A 12,926-nucleotide genomic window follows, 5' to 3' on the forward strand; every position below is an offset into this window, starting at 1 on the left:
CTGAGGAGGGGAGTTTGATTTCTTACGCAGCGAGTGTTTTGCGGGCCCGCGTCATTTCGCGTTTGCCAGGCGGGCCCGGCAATTTCTCGGTGAGCCAGCCCGCCGCCCGCAGGTTGCGCCGAAACTGACCTTGGGCGCAGTAGCTCACCAGCACTGCACCCGGGGCAGCGGCAGCGTACAGCTGCCCGAAGATGGCTTCGGTCCACAGTTCGGGCTGCTTCTCGGGGGCGAAAGCATCGAAGTAGATGACATGGTAGTTATTAGGCAATAAGGCGGTTTCCTGCAAGGCACCGGCGATTTTACGTAACGAGAATCGAGTTGTCAGCGGCACGGATTCGTTCCAGGGCGCGGCGTGCAGCTGCTCGTGAAAAGCCAGTAGCTCGGGGTTTATCACGTAGCGCTCCACGCCCAGCTGGCTGATGATGGCGGGCAGGAGGGGATACTTTTCAATGGTGTCGTATTGAATATTTACGGGCGAAATCAGGCTTTGCTGCAGCGTGAGCAGCGCATTGAGGCCGGTACCAAACCCGACTTCCAACACCCGCACCGATTCGTGGGCAGCGGCCAACGCTGGGGTCAGCCCTGCGGCTATGTACACGTGCTGGGCTTCCTGCAAGGCGCCGTGCGTGGAGTGGTAATGCTCGTCGAGGGCAGGCACGTAGAGCGTGCTCGACCCGTCGGCCGTGGGCCGCACCTCTACCTTTGGCGTGGCGTTCGTGTTCTCGTTATTCATTCCAGATTTTCCCAATGGCCCGCGTAAAAGTAACCCTGCCCGATACCTTCTCCTGCACCGCCGAAATCCCCGTGCGCATCACCGACCTCAACTACGGCGGCCACCTCGGCAACGACGCGCTATTGGGCATTCTGCACGAGGCGCGGGTGCAGTTCCTGCGCTCCATCGGCATGGAAAACGACTACGACCCCGTGAGCAAACTGGGTCTCATCATGGTCGACGTGGCGATGGAATACAAAGGCGAAGCCTTCCACGGCGACGTGCTGCACATCAAAATGGCCGCCGCCGACCCCAACAAGTACGGTTTCGATGTGGTGTACCACGTGCACAACCAGGCCGGCAAGGAAATAGCCCGCGCCAAGACGGGCATGCTGTGCTTTGATTACAACATTCGGAAGCTGCGGCTGCTGCCCGAGGCGCTGGCGGCGCAGGTTAGTTGAGCTTTTTGGCATGCTCAACTAGGTTAATGAATGTCCTTCCCATTATGTGTTGTCCTCTTCGCCTCCGTCGCATTGCCTTGCTTAGCATGGTAATGCTCATACCTCATTTAGTAACTGCTCAAAAACAGATTACTAAGCCAACCAAGCCAAAAGTCTATACAGTGGTCGGGCGAATGCCGCAGTTGCCGGGAGGCGGTGGAGAGAAGGCTATTTTGCAGGCTATTCAGCAACGCCTTGTCTACCCACCCAGAGCGTTGCAGGCTCAGGTAGAAGGGCGCGTCTACGTCAATTTCATCGTGACTGCAACTGGTCGAGTCGATAAGATAGAAGTTGTAAAAAGTCTGGTAGCTGACTGCGACTCGGCGGTCGTGCAGGCAGTTAAGCGACTCCCGCGCTTCACGCCAGGCCGCGAAGAAGGCAAAGCGGTTTGGGTACAGTACACTTTACCGGTCACCTTTCGCATTGAGGACTGAGATACATTGAAAATAATACCGCACGGATAGCCAACTTAAATAACCGGGAACCCAAGCTTCTGGCCTGTTGTATCTTTGTGCTATGCTACTGGAACTGCCCCTCGCCCCCGTCATTAAGAAGCGCGACATCCGCAAAACCTCGCCCGACGAGCTCAAGGCCTTTATGGTGGAGCACGGCGAGAAGCCCTTCCGTGCCAAGCAGGTAACGGAGTGGCTGTGGAAAAACACCGCCGCTACGTTTGAGGAGATGAACAACATTGCGCTGGCAACGCGCGAGCTGCTGGACAAGCACTTCGTGATAAACGGCGTGACGGTGCAGAACAAGCAGCTCAGCAACGACGGCACCATCAAATCGGCCTTTAAGCTGTATGACGGCAACGTAGTGGAGGGCGTGCTCATTCCGCACGATACGCGCATGACGGCTTGTATTTCGAGCCAGGTGGGCTGCTCGCTCACGTGTAAGTTTTGCGCTACGGGCTACATGGACCGCAAGCGCAACCTCGACGCGGCCGAGATTTACGACCAGGTGGTTCGCATTCGCGAGCAGTGCGAGGCGCAGTACGGCACGCCGCTCACTAACATCGTGTACATGGGGATGGGCGAGCCCCTGCTCAACTACGCCAACGTGGTGGAAAGCGTGCGCCGCATCACCGCGCCCGATGGCCTGAACATGGCCCCGCGCCGCATCACCATCAGCACGGCCGGCATTGCCAAGATGATTAAGAAGCTGGCCGATGACGACGTGAAGGCCAACTTGGCCCTCTCACTGCACGCGCCCACCGATGCCAAGCGCAACGAAATCATGCCCATCAACGAAGCCAACTCCCTGGCTGCGCTGAAGGAAGCCCTGCAGTACTACCACCAGAAAACGGGCCGCAAAGTCACCTACGAGTACATCGTGTTCGACGGCTTCAACGACGGGCTCGACGATGCCGAAAACCTCTTCAAGATTGCGAAGTGGCTGCCCTGCAAGGTGAACCTGATTGAATATAACCCCATCGAAAACGCCGACTACCAGAACGCGGCCGATGACAAAATCACCGCCTTTCACAAGTACCTGGCCGACCGCGGCGTGCAAACCAACATCCGCCGCAGCCGCGGTAAGGATATCGATGCGGCCTGCGGGCAGCTCGCGGTTAAAGAGAAGAAGGAAGTAGCTGAGTAGGTACCTAAAACTGATTTTTCAAGGACTGCAAAAGGCCCGGCCATAATTAAATGGCCGGGCCTTTTGCAGTCAGTAGGCAGGGAAAGCCGCCTTTTCTTTATTTCGTGCGGCCGAAGCGATACGTGACCTCGGCAAATGGAATGGCGCCGCCGTCAGAATCTTCGTTGCTGCCGTAACGGCTATTGGAGTAGCTGTAAAGGCCGTACATCAAGCCCAAGCTGCCGCTGAGGCGCTGCCCCGACATGCGCAGCCCGGCAATGCCGCCAACAAACGTGGCGCGGTCGAATTGGTCCTTTACGGTAAGGATGTAGGTTTCATTCACGAGCGAGATGCGACGGGAGACACGCGTGGCCCCGCCTAGCAAGAAAACCGGCGTGTTGAAGTACTCGCCGCGCACAAACGCGTAGCCAACCCCGGCGGTGACGTTATTGTCGGCCGAGCCGTAGGTAGTGTTTCCATAAGCCAGGGTAAAGGTGTTGCCACCTTGAAAGGCAATCAGCGCGCCAGCTCCTACGTGCACCTTGTCGCCACTCACCGGGAAGCTCACCTTCGGCGTGAGAGCAAAGAAGTTTTCGCTGCCAGCCTCCGGCACCCAGGTAAACAGGGCTCCCATCGAAAAATTATCGGTGATGCCGTAGTTCACGCCCAGCAGGAAAATATAGATATTCTGCACGGTGCCCTCGCCGCGGCGTAGGTTGCGGGCCGTGGGCGCAAACGACAAACGGTTACCGTTGCCGAGGTAGTCGTATCCGAGGCGGGCCTGTTCCTGCGTGAGGAGAGTGATTTGCTTGATGTTGGGGCGCTTCACCGTGAGCAGGCCCAGGTCGGTGGTCTCAAACGTGAGCTCCTCGGCGCTGACCGCGGTGAGGCGTCCAATGAAGGACGTACCCGACACCAGCTCGACGGTGTAGGTGAGACCGATGACTTCCCCCACGCCTCGGGGAGGGGGCATTGGGGCCTGTTGGTCAGGCGTTGGCGGGGGTACAGCGCCGGGCTGCTGAGCCATAGCCGGCAAGCTGAGCAGGGATAAAACGAGGCTGCAGCGCAGTGTGTGTAGGAGTAGAGACATAACAGGAAAAAAGTTTCCTCAAATATGGCTCCTTACCCCCCCTAAATAGCAATATGATTTTCGTTATCAAGGGACTTTCTGGCTTGTCAAACCGCCCATACCGCGCCTTTCAATTAATTTAAATTATTTGGTTGTCAGCGCATAATTCAATAAGCCAGCTCTAACACGAATCAAAAAAAAGGACATTTCAACCGTTCACGAAATGCTCTTTTTTTGCATTTTAACTTTTCCAGCTTCCTGTTGAGCGGGGGCGCCCGGTTGATTTTTCCTCGTCCGATTCGCCGGGGGCGTATTCTTCGAGCCGCACGCGCACGGCATGGGCTTTGGGCTGGACTTTCTGCCCGTAGGCATCGGCAAATTCCTGGGTAAACTCGGCCCCGAAAAATATGATGAGCGAAGAGTAATTGACCCACAGCAGCAGCACAATGGCAGAGCCTGCTGCCCCAAAAGCCGAGCCGGGCTCTGCCTTCGCGATGTAAAACGCGATGAGAAACTTACCGATTACGAAAAGCAACGCCGTGATGAACGCACCAATCAGCACGTCGTTCCAACGAATGATGGCATCGGGCAGAAAGCGGTAAATCATGGCAAACAGCAGCGTGGTGACGCCCAACGAAAGAGCAAAATCAACCAAGCGAATGGCTACCACGCCTATCATAGGCAGCACTTGCTGCAGCCAGTCGGTGAAGGCGCTGAGCACGGCACTCACCACGAAGGAAATGAGCAGCAACAGGGCCACGCTGAGAATGAGACCGAAGGAAAGCACCCGCTGCTTGATGAAGGCGCCGATGCCGATGCCCTCGGTCTTCACCTTCAGATTCCAGATGTCGTTGATACTTTCCTGCAGGGTGACGAAAAAAGTGGTGGCCGCAAATATGAGCGTGCTGATGCCGATGGCCGTGGCCAGAGGGCCACGTTCTTGCAGCGTAAACTTGGCAATGCTGTCTTGCAGAAACTTAGCCGAATCGGACCCCACCAGGCCCCGGAGCTGTTCGTATACCTGTCCAGTGAGGGCCTCGCCCCCAAACACGGCGCTGGCCACCGTAATGACGATGAGCAGCAGCGGCGGCAACGAAAAAATAGTGTAGTACGACAACGCTGCCGAGTGTCGAAACGAGTTGTTGTTGCTGAACTCGCCGGCCGACGACTTTAGTACGGATAGAATATCAGAAAACTTATAATGTGCCATGCTGCGTGAAAATGTGAGCGGCGGAAAGCGCGAAATGCCTTTGTATTACGGGCAGCCGGGGCCAGCGTTGGCACCGGGCATATATAAGTCGGGCCGGGCCTGGGTTTTGGTGCGCGTAGCTGCTTGCCGGCGCGCCCCTATCCTTCTGCTTTAACCGAGGCCAACTCCCGTTGGGCGGCGCCGTATCTTGCCGCACAACTTCGCTTCTTACTCAGCATTCCCATGGCCTCCGTTTTCCGTTTTGTGCGCGCGCTGCTCCCGGTTTTTTTTGGCGCTCTGCTGCTGCTGGCTACGCCAGCGCAGGCCCAGAAGCAAAAAATCAAGGTTAAAGGAGGAGCATCGGCGTCTTACCCCGCCGCCGAAGGTTTCGACGCAGCGGGCTCCGATGCCAAAGCCATTGCCATTGCCGACCGCGCCATGCGCGAAATGGGCGGCTACGAAAACTGGAAAAACGCTCGCTACTTTGCCTGGAGCTTTTTTGGTGGCCAATACCAGATTTGGGACAAGTACACCGGCGACTTCCACTGGGAAAAAGACACGCTGGTAGCCAACTACAACCTGAACACCAAGCAGGGCAAGGTGTACAGCCGCGGCCAGGACATCTCGGCCTCCCCCACCGGCCAGAAAGTGCTCGAGCGCATGACCGGCATCTGGATAAATAATTCCTATTGGCTGCTGATGCCCTTCAAGCTCAAAGACTCGGGCGTAACGCTCACCTACAAGGGCGAAGGCAAAACCATGGACGGCGCCACAGCCGACGTGCTCCAGATGACCTTCAAAGAAGTGGGCGTGACGCCCCAAAACCGCTACGAAATACTGGTAAACCGCGCCAATGGCCTGGTAGAAGAATGGGCCTACTTTGCCAAAGCCACCGACGAGCAGCCCGGCTTTCGCCGCCGCTGGAACGAGTACACCAAGCAGGGCAACCTCCTGCTGGCCGCCGGCCGCAGCGACGCCAAACCCTCGCGCCTTGATAACATTGCCCAGCTGCAAACCTTGCCCGAGGGCATCATGACCAGCACTACGCCGGTTACCAAGCCGAAGTAAGGGGAAAACTTTCTCGTTCGGCTGGACCTCACCCCCTGACCCCCTCTCCAAAAAAGAGGGGGCACCGGACATGCGCAGGCGGGTGTGGTAGGCCTCATCCTCACGAACCGGTGCCCCCTCTTTTTTGGAGAGGGGGTCAGGGGGTGAGGTTATCCCGCGCGGTACTGCGAGCTACTTCTTGCTCCCAGCCGGGCGCAGTTCCCAGCGCAGCGTTTCGATGGGCGCTGCCTTCAAAGCCGCGCTCAGCTCCGCATCATCCCGAAACTGCAGCTGCGTCAGGATGCTGGCTTCTACACTCACTGCGGCTTCTGGTTCGCGAAAGGGCCACGGATTAATCACCACGGGGCCACCGGCTTCGGGCTGCGCCAGGGTGTACATGGTGCCGTCGGGACCGGGGTAGATTTCCACGGCGCGGCCCATTTCCGGAATCTCATTTCGGCAGAGAATGAGCGAAAGGCGGTCGCACCAGTGCAGGAGGTCGTAAGCTTGCTGGGCTTCTTTTTTGGTGAGATGCAGGGCCCGCCGCCACTGCTCCTGGCCGGCGCGCAGGTCGTCGAGAAAGGTGTCGGTCTTCTTGTTCTGCCCGCGCAGGCCCTCGTAAAGTAAGCTTAGGTGCAGGCTGGTGAGCAGGCTGCGCCACTGCCCCTGGAAGCGGGCGGCCGAGAGCACGCCGGTGGCCTGCTCCATAGAAAATTCTTTTTGGGTGAAGTTGGCCGGGGCGCCGGCGGGCGTGAGGCCGTAGTGGCCGCCACGGCCGTGCCAGGCCGCTTGTTCGTCGTCGTGCTGCGCAATGGCGGCCAGCAGGCCTACCCAGCGGTCGGGGGCCAGGGTGTGGGGCCAGTACCAGGCCAGTTGCATGGCCAGCAGGGCGTGGGCTTGCTGATAAATAATTTGCCAGCCGGCAGGCGTGGAGTTGACTATCATGGGCAGAAAAACCTAGCGTAGGCCCTTTCAACTGCAAAAAATGAGCTGGGGTTGCCAGCGCAAGCAGTATGCGCTACGGTACGAATCCGTCTGGGCCGGGCCACCTGGCCTGAGGTCCCCTTCACCAACTCCGCCGCCAGCCCGGCCGTACGATAATCATGCCCCAACCCCTCGGACATAGCGCGGCTGATGCCCTCCGGACTCCCCTCACGGTGCGCCTGCCCGACGGCCGCCGCCTGGGTTTCACGCGCTACGGCAACCCGGCCCACCAAGTGGTGGTTTTTCATCACGGGTTCGGCTCTTCCAGCCTCGAACTGCCGCCTTCCGTGGCCCTGCTAAACCGCCTGAAGCTGCAACTACTGGCACCCGACCGCCCCGGCGTGGGCGAGTCTGACGTATACCGTCGTCTCACCTTCCCTTCTTTTGCCCACGATGTAGCAGCTGCCCTCGATGCCCTCCACATCACGGGTCCGGTGGGCGTGATGGGCTGGTCAGTGGGCGGCGTGCACGCCCTGGCGCAGGCCGCCTGCTACCCCGAGCGGGTGGCGGCCGTGCAGCTGCTCAGCACCTGCCTGCCCCTGGGCGAGCCGGCCGCCTACCGCCACCTCACCCGCACCTGGAAGCTGCTGCGCTGGGGCCAAACCGGCTTTCCCTGGTTGAACCGCACCACTTTTCTGTGGCTGAGCCGGCAGTGGGCCCGCCACCCCGACCGCACCATCGACGGCTTCGTCTTGCTCATGCGCCAAGCCGAGCAGGACGTGACCGGGCAGCCCGGCTTCCGGGAGCTGCTGCGCGATGCGGCCGTTTATGGGTTCGCTCATCATGGCCGCGGCGTGTATGATGATGCCCAGGCGTGGTGCCGCCGGCCGGGCTTCTTTATTGAAGACGTGCAGGCTCCTACCGTGCTTTGGCACGGCACCGCCGATGGCATTTGGGGCCCCGACAACATCCCCTACCTGGCCAACCGCTTGGCCAACGCTCGCCTCAACTTGCTGCCAGACGAAGGCCACATGCTGTATCTGGAAAATTGGGAAGCTATTCTAACCGAAATGCGGCAGCTGCTGGACGAACAATTGGTAAGCCGCTATCAGCCAGCCGCCGCAAGAATCTAGCGGCCCAGCAGGATTTTTGTCAATTTCGGCCTAAGCTTACCCCCTTCACTGCAATGCATGGATGGGGCTTTTCTGGGCGCAGAGCTGCTCATATCGTCAAAATGTGTTTGCTAGATTCAGTGTTTTGGCCCAGACACAGCCAGCGCAAGCCACGCCTGACTCGCTGCAGAAATTAAAAGTGCAGTTCGAACTAAAAATTTTTATCGCTGATTATCAGACCGTAACGTTTTAAACACGTTCTCCAATTACATTTATTGTAACAGTACCTTGTTTTACAAAGTACCTATCATACATTTGTACTGTTCAACACCTAGTACTTGCTGCGACACGTAACCTCATCCATACATTTTCACCCTCTTTTTTCTGCAATCATGAAAACCTCCCTCACCCCCCGCCCTGCCCAGTCCTTAGCTGGCATCTCCCTCCAATCCCGCGCCCAGGCTATGCTGGCTGCGTCTTTTCTGCGTCCTGCGCTGCTTGGGGCACTCGTTGTGCTGAGCAGCGCCGGCACCGCGCTGGCACAGGATGTTCCGTCGGTGAAAGCCAAACAGACCGATGGCCACAACTTAGCGATGACCATCGAAAACCCTGCCCGGCAGCAGATGCAGCTGCGCGTTGTCGCGCTCAGCACCAACACCTGCCTCGTGAAAGAAGTGAACACCGAGCCTTCGTATGGCACCAACCTCAACTTTAACCAGCTGCCTGCTGGCAAGTACGCCGTCCTGCTACGCGTGGGTCAGGAGCGCTACCGCTACACCGTGCAGGTAGCAAGCCGGGCGCAAACCACTATTTCGGTGCCCGAATTGGCTACTCCTCAAGCCGGGCAAATAGTCGCCTCGGCCACCCGCTAGCACCTGCCAACGCGGCCAAGTAAGGGGCCGGGGCCGGGTGCTAGCCGCCCGCCCTGCCCCACTCCTCCTCCACCCTCTGCGCCTGCCTCATGAAAACTATTGCTCGCCGCCCCACCGCTTTTCTCGCCTGCCTGTGGGGAGTTTTCATGCTGAGCCTGGGCAGCTTTTCCCGCGCCGAGGCCCGGATTCCCGCCGACAGCCTGGACCTGTATATTAACATGAAAATGCAGCAGCTGCGCATTCCGGGCCTGCAGCTGGTGGTGGTGCGCAAGGGCAAAGTGGTGAAGTCGGCGCAATACGGGCTGGCCAATATTCAGGACTCTATTCCGGTCAGCCGCCACACGCGGTTTCCCATTAATTCCATCACCAAGGCCTTTGTGGGGGTGGCCGTGATGCAGCTGGTGGAGGCGGGCCAGCTTGATTTGGCCGCTCCCATTTCGCGCTACCTCACGGGGCTGCCCGCCGCCTGGCACCCCGTCACGGTGCGGCAGCTGCTCACCCACACCTCCGGCCTGCCCGATATCATGCCGCAAGACGAAGTGGGGCAGGTGACCGAAGGCAACGAAAGCGCGGCGTGGGCCAAGGTGCAAACCCAGCCGCTGGACTTTGCCGCCGGCGAACAATTTGCCTACAACCAAACCAACTACCTGCTGCTGGGCAAGCTCATCGACCAGCTCAGTGGCGGGCCGTTTGCCCGGTTCATCCAGACGCGGCAGCTCGACGTGGTGGGCATGCCGCGCACCACCGTGGGCGATGCGCACGACGTGCTGCCCCACGCTGCCCGCGGCTACACTTTTGCCCACTACGTGAACGGGCAGCGGCGCCGCAGCAGCCAGCCCCGCAACCTGTTCGAAGTAGTATCCCCATCGCTGCGCACGGCGGCCGGCATCAGCTCGACGGCCGAAGAGCTGGGCCGCTGGCTGGTGGCGTTGCAGCAAGGGCAGCTTCTCAAAACCAGCAGCCTCGCCGCACTCTGGACGCCCGGCACCCTGAACAACGGCTCGCAGCGCGGTTTTAGCAAGCTCCTGAACGGGTATGCCCTCGGCTGGCCCACCGTTGGGCGCGCCGAGCACCCGGCCGTGGCACCCGTAGGCGGAGGCCGCTCTGCCGTGTTTTTCTACCCGCAGGACGACCTGGCCATTGTGGTACTCACCAACCTGCAGGGCGCCAACCCCGATACGTTCATGGACGAAATTGCCGGCCACTACCTCCCCGACATGCGGCCGGCTACAGGCTTCGGTCTGTCGCCCGGCCTGCGGGCGCTGCACCTCGAACTGCGCCAGCGCGGCTTTGCGCAGGCCCTGGCCGTGGCCACCAAGGCTCGGAAAAAGAACCCCGCCTACCAGCTGCCCGAAGACGAAGTAAATGCCTGGGGCTACAACCTGCTCAAGCAGGCCCAGCCGAACAACGCGCTCGAAGTCTTCAAGCTGAACGTGAGCCTCTACCCCCAGAGTGCCAATGCCTACGACAGCCTCGCCGAAATCTACGCGGAGCTCGGCAACCGGGAATTGGCTCGCAAAAACTACCAGCGCTCACTCGCGCTCAACCCCCAAAACAAGGGCGCTGCGGAGTACCTGAAGAAGCTATAGCCTTAGCTACGGGTACCAACCCGTGCACCCCATTGAAATAAAAAAGCCCCGGCTGCTGCGCGCAACCGGGGCTTCTTGCTGTTAGGAATTGGCACGGTCCAAGCGCCGAGCAGCGTGGCCCTACGCCGGCTGCAGTTCCTTCAGGTGCACGAGCATGTCCTGGGTCATTTTATCCAGGTCGAAATCGGGCTGCCAGCCCCAGTCCTGCCGGGCCTTCGAATCGTCGATGCTGGCGGGCCAGGAGTTGGCGATTTGCTGACGGCCGTCCGGCTTGTAGGTCACCTCGAAATCGGGCACGTGCTGCTGAATGCTGGCCGTGATTTCGGCCGGCGAGAAGCTCATGGCGCCTAGGTTGTAGCTGGTGCGCACCTTGATTTGGTCGGCCGGAGCGTGCATCAGGTCCAGCGTGGCTTTCAGGGCGTCGGGCATGTACATCATCGGCAGGTAGGTGTCTTCTTCGAGGAAGCACTCGTAGCTCTCGCCGGCAATGGCTTTATGGTAAATATCCACGGCGTAGTCGGTAGTGCCGCCGCCGGGCAGGCTCTTGTAGCCAATGAGACCGGGATAGCGCAGGCTGCGCACGTCGAGGCCGTGCTTGCGGTGGTACCACTCGCACCACTGCTCGCCGGCCAGCTTGCTGATGCCGTATACCGTGTTGGGGTTCATGATGGTAACCTGCGGCGTGTTGTCGCGGGGCGTGTCGGGGCCGAACACGGCGATGGAGCTGGGCCAGTACACCTGGGCCACGCCGTGGGCCACGGCGGCTTCGAGCACGATGAGCAGGCCGTCCATGTTTAGCTGCCAGCCGAAGAGCGGGTTTTTCTCCGCAGTGGCCGAGAGCAGGGCCGCGAGGTGGTAAATCTGCTTGGGGCGGTACTGGCGAATGAGCTTGTCGAGGCGCGAGCGGTCGAGCACATCGAGCAGCTCGAAGGGGCCACCGGCCAGCATGTCGGGGTTTTTCGGGGGGCGCACGTCGGCGGCCACTACGCAGTTGGGGTCGTAGCGCTGGCGCAGAGCCGCTACCAGCTCCAGGCCCAGCTGGCCGCAGGCGCCAATAACCAGCACGGAGCCGGGTAAAACAGTGGTTTCAGTATCGCCGGGAGTGGTGGCCATGCGCGGAATCGGGATTGGGTGGGACGGTGGGATAGGTTTCAGCGCGCAAAGATACCGGGCTGCAGTTGCCAAAGCGCCACCCCACTACCCCGGGCCCCGCGGTATCTTTGGCTTCATGCTACTACGGATTGTTTTACTCCGCTTCAGTCTCGGATTCTTACTGTTTGCCGGGGCTGGCGCCGCCACTGCGCAGCCAGCCACCCCGCGCTACCGCAACCTGGTAATGGAAGGAGGCGGCATACGGGGCATTGCTTATGGCGGCGCCCTGCAGGAGCTGGAGCAGCAAGGCGTGCTGCGCGGCATCGAGCGGGTGGGCGGCACCTCGGCTGGCGCCATCCAGGCTGCGTTGCTAGCAGTGGGTTACTCAGCCAGTGAGATTATTGCCGTGGTGAATGCTACACCCGTGCAGCGCCTCAACGACGGCCGCTTCATCTTCTTCGGCGGCAGCCACCGCTTGGTGAAGCAGTACGGCTGGTACCGCGGCGACCAGTTTGCCACCTACATGAGCGAGCTAGTGGCCCGCAAAACCCAGCAGCCCAACCTCACCCTTGGCGAGCTGCACGCGCTGGCCCAACAGCAACCCACCCGCTTCCGCGACCTCTACACCACCGGCACCAACCTCACCACCCAGCGCGTGCAGGTGTTCAGCTACGAGACCACGCCTACCATGCGCGTGGCCGATGCCGTGCGCATCAGCATGAGCATTCCGCTGTATTTCCGGGCCGTGCTGCTCGATGCGCAGAACAATGTTATCACCGGCACGCCGGCCCCCGGCCAGCCCGTTCAGGTATTGGTAGATGGCGGCCTGCTGGCCAATTATCCCATCGACTTGTTTGACAAACCGCGCTACTTGGCCGCAGGCAGCCCCGGCACGCCCGATGTCCGCGGCAACGTCTTCAACCCCGAAACCCTGGGTTTGCGCCTCGACCGCGCCGAGCAGATTCCGCTGGATACCGTGGTCACGGGCCGGCGTCAACTGGCACCCTACGACATTCAGGATTTCAACACCTACATGGGCGCCCTCTACACCGTGGCCCTCGAAAACCTCAACCCCATGCAGCCCGAAGACTGGAAACGCACGGTAAGCATCAACTTTCTAGGCTTCAGCCCCAAAATCAAGCGCGTTACGGACACCCAGAAAAAGCTGCTGATGGACAGCGGGCGACAGGGCGTGCAGGCGTTCTTGGCCCGTCAGCCTATTCAGAAATAGCGTTCTACCAA

At 60.0% G+C, this 12,926-nt stretch carries 13 protein-coding genes; 8 read left to right on the top strand and 5 right to left on the bottom strand.

The window, feature by feature from the left end; translation table 11 throughout:
* Window positions 1-22 precede the first annotated feature (22 nt).
* Window positions 23-733, bottom strand: coding sequence for a tRNA (5-methylaminomethyl-2-thiouridine)(34)-methyltransferase MnmC2 (mnmC2, locus tag BMZ66_RS06985; RefSeq protein ID WP_092670523.1), 711 nt, complete (start codon window positions 731-733; stop codon window positions 23-25).
* A 14-nt stretch (window positions 734-747) separates the two neighbouring features.
* On the opposite strand from mnmC2, the gene BMZ66_RS06990 reads away from it, so the two are divergent.
* From BMZ66_RS06990 to rlmN, 3 genes are all read left to right on the top strand, one after another.
* The gene (locus BMZ66_RS06990) at window positions 748-1,173 is read left to right on the top strand and encodes a thioesterase family protein (RefSeq protein WP_092670525.1); all 426 of its coding nucleotides are present in this window, start codon (window positions 748-750) and stop codon (window positions 1,171-1,173) included.
* An 86-nt stretch (window positions 1,174-1,259) separates the two neighbouring features.
* Entirely contained in the window at window positions 1,260-1,646 is a 387-nt protein-coding gene (locus BMZ66_RS06995; protein ID WP_214606968.1) for an energy transducer TonB, read from the top strand.
* 82 nt (window positions 1,647-1,728) lie between these two features.
* The gene (rlmN, locus tag BMZ66_RS07000) at window positions 1,729-2,811 is read left to right on the top strand and encodes a dual-specificity RNA methyltransferase RlmN (RefSeq protein WP_092670529.1); all 1,083 of its coding nucleotides are present in this window, start codon (window positions 1,729-1,731) and stop codon (window positions 2,809-2,811) included.
* A 97-nt stretch (window positions 2,812-2,908) separates the two neighbouring features.
* Here rlmN and BMZ66_RS07005 read toward each other — a convergent pair whose 3' ends face one another.
* The gene (locus tag BMZ66_RS07005) at window positions 2,909-3,763 is read right to left on the bottom strand and encodes a hypothetical protein (protein ID WP_143080087.1); all 855 of its coding nucleotides are present in this window, start codon (window positions 3,761-3,763) and stop codon (window positions 2,909-2,911) included.
* Window positions 3,764-4,100: 337 nt separating this feature from the next.
* Window positions 4,101-5,069 carry a YihY/virulence factor BrkB family protein gene (locus BMZ66_RS07010; RefSeq protein WP_092670533.1) on the bottom strand — a complete coding sequence of 323 codons (969 nt, stop codon included), beginning with the start codon at window positions 5,067-5,069 and terminating at the stop codon, window positions 4,101-4,103.
* Window positions 5,070-5,291: 222 nt separating this feature from the next.
* Between BMZ66_RS07010 and BMZ66_RS07015 the strand changes: the two genes are divergently transcribed.
* Window positions 5,292-6,116 carry a DUF6503 family protein gene (locus tag BMZ66_RS07015; protein ID WP_092670535.1) on the top strand — a complete coding sequence of 275 codons (825 nt, stop codon included), beginning with the start codon at window positions 5,292-5,294 and terminating at the stop codon, window positions 6,114-6,116.
* A gap of 171 nt (window positions 6,117-6,287) precedes the next feature.
* Here the strand turns inward: BMZ66_RS07015 and BMZ66_RS07020 are convergent, their stop codons facing one another.
* Window positions 6,288-7,040 (bottom strand): DUF3891 family protein, encoded by a 753-nt coding sequence (locus tag BMZ66_RS07020; protein WP_092670537.1) that lies wholly within the window; start codon window positions 7,038-7,040, stop codon window positions 6,288-6,290.
* 158 nt (window positions 7,041-7,198) lie between these two features.
* On the opposite strand from BMZ66_RS07020, the gene BMZ66_RS07025 reads away from it, so the two are divergent.
* The 3 genes from BMZ66_RS07025 to BMZ66_RS07035 all read left to right on the top strand — a co-directional run bounded on the left by BMZ66_RS07025 (window position 7,199) and on the right by BMZ66_RS07035 (window position 10,592).
* Window positions 7,199-8,152 (top strand): alpha/beta fold hydrolase, encoded by a 954-nt coding sequence (locus tag BMZ66_RS07025; protein WP_092670539.1) that lies wholly within the window; start codon window positions 7,199-7,201, stop codon window positions 8,150-8,152.
* A 371-nt stretch (window positions 8,153-8,523) separates the two neighbouring features.
* Entirely contained in the window at window positions 8,524-9,003 is a 480-nt protein-coding gene (locus BMZ66_RS07030; protein ID WP_092670541.1) for a hypothetical protein, read from the top strand.
* An 89-nt stretch (window positions 9,004-9,092) separates the two neighbouring features.
* Window positions 9,093-10,592: a serine hydrolase domain-containing protein gene (locus BMZ66_RS07035; RefSeq protein WP_234795010.1), complete on the top strand. Its 1,500-nt coding sequence runs from the start codon at window positions 9,093-9,095 to the stop codon at window positions 10,590-10,592.
* A gap of 120 nt (window positions 10,593-10,712) precedes the next feature.
* Here the strand turns inward: BMZ66_RS07035 and BMZ66_RS07040 are convergent, their stop codons facing one another.
* A complete protein-coding gene (locus tag BMZ66_RS07040; RefSeq protein ID WP_092670543.1) occupies window positions 10,713-11,705 on the bottom strand; it encodes an NAD-dependent epimerase/dehydratase family protein in 993 nt (330 codons plus the stop codon).
* A 115-nt stretch (window positions 11,706-11,820) separates the two neighbouring features.
* Here BMZ66_RS07040 and BMZ66_RS07045 point away from each other — a divergent pair, with 115 nt between their 5' ends.
* Window positions 11,821-12,915 carry a patatin-like phospholipase family protein gene (locus tag BMZ66_RS07045; RefSeq protein ID WP_177204632.1) on the top strand — a complete coding sequence of 365 codons (1,095 nt, stop codon included), beginning with the start codon at window positions 11,821-11,823 and terminating at the stop codon, window positions 12,913-12,915.
* Window positions 12,916-12,926 lie beyond the last annotated feature (11 nt).

The organism is Hymenobacter arizonensis (assembly GCF_900115775.1).
In the GTDB taxonomy this organism is placed as follows: domain Bacteria; phylum Bacteroidota; class Bacteroidia; order Cytophagales; family Hymenobacteraceae; genus Hymenobacter; species Hymenobacter arizonensis.